Raw genomic sequence first — 1,590 nt, forward strand, 5'->3', positions numbered from 1 at the left:
CCGGTGCCCGCCTGCGCCGGATCCTCGGCATGCTGCTCGCGCCCCTCGGGGCCTCCGGTTACGTTCTGTGGGTGGGACACCGGACCGGGGACGGCCCTCTGGGATATCTGGAGGTGCAGGCGGGCTGGCGCAACGGGTTCGACGGCGGATACGCCTTCGCCCGCTTCGTCGCCGCCAGGTTCACGTCGTTCCCGTCCGCCCTGGCCGGGGTCGCACTGATCCTCGGCGTCGGCCTCGTGGTGTGGCTGTACGTGGTCTGCGTACGGCAGCGGCAGCCGCTCCCCCTGCTGGTGTACGCGGGGGTCGTCACCGCGCTCGCCCTGTGCGCGTCGAGCTACTTCGGTTCCAAGCCGCGGCTGCTGCTGCCCGCCTTCCCTCTGCTGCCGCCCCTCGCGCTCGCCCTGACCCGGCTTCGTGCGACCCGGCCGGCACTGGTCGTGGGTGCGGTCGCGGTGGCCTCGGCGGCGTACGGGGCCTTCTGGCTGAACGGCTCCGGGCCGCCCTGACCCGTCCCGGACGGCCGGTGAGCAGCGGGGAAATTCCACACCAGGCCCCGGTGAACGAATACAGAAACGCGATAAAAAACGTGCCACCGAATGATCGAAAGAATTCATGGTCTCGGCACGGATCAACAGAAAATAAAGGCCCCCCTGAGAGGAGTCCCAGATCACATCGTCATCACAAAGACGCTGATTCGTCGGGCTTCCCCGCTCACTCGCTGTAACGTCGACTGGGTGCGTACCGAACGGAGACACACCCGTCTGGACCGGGTGTTCGCGAGGCTGGACCGTGAGCCGGAACGACCGGCTCACATCGGCATGCCGCGAATGAGCCGGCACCGGATGGTGCTCTTCGGCGCCACCCTGGCCTTCTACGTGGCGATCGTGTGGGCCGTAGTGATCGCCTCCTGGCTGGTCCGGCTGGACTGGCAGGTCATGTTCTTCCGCCCCTACCAGCAGTGGCCGGAGCTCCACGCCTTCGTCGACTACTACGTGGTGCTGGGCCAGCGCGGCCCGACCGCCGTGATGGTCGCGGCATGGCTGGGCTGGCGCTCCTGGCGGCAGCACACGCTGCGCCCGCTGCTCGCCCTCGGTGTCTCCCTGCTGCTGCTCAACGTCACCGTGGGTGCGGCGAAGTACGGCATGGGTCGCCTCGGACCGCACTACGCGACCGAGATCGGCTCCAGCGAGATGTGGCTCGGCGGCGATATATTTCCCAGCGGCCACACCGCCAACGCCGTGGTGACCTGGGGAATCCTGGCCTACCTGGCCTCCACCCCGAGAACGCGCCGCTGGCTGTCCGCCGTGTCCGCGGTGACCTCGCTGGGGGTGGGGATGTCCACCGTCTACATCGGGACGCACTGGCTGAGCGATGTGATTCTGGGCTGGGCCGCGGGCCTGCTGATCCTGCTCGCGCTGCCCTGGTTCGAACCGCTGATCGCGCGCACCGAGACCCGCCTCTTCGACCTGCGTGACCGCTGGCGGGCACGTCCGGGCCGGACGGCGCCGGCGACGGGTGCGGTCGCTCAGCCCGTCATGCTCAGGCCGCTCGCCGACCGCGCGGACCCGGTTGCCGAGCCGGTCCCCGCAA

1 protein-coding gene and 1 pseudogene are annotated in these 1,590 nt (G+C 69.3%); both read left to right on the forward strand.

What is annotated here, in order from left to right:
* A pseudogene (locus tag B9S61_RS00565) lies at positions 1 to 506 on the forward strand (hypothetical protein); the annotation flags it as partial.
* A 228-nt stretch (positions 507 to 734) separates the two neighbouring features.
* Positions 735 to 1,590: phosphatase PAP2 family protein (locus B9S61_RS00570; RefSeq protein ID WP_181007171.1), on the forward strand; the 856-nt coding region annotated here is incomplete at its 3' end.

The organism is Streptomyces sp. SM1 (genome assembly GCF_002910825.1).
Classification (GTDB): domain Bacteria; phylum Actinomycetota; class Actinomycetes; order Streptomycetales; family Streptomycetaceae; genus Streptomyces; species Streptomyces okerensis.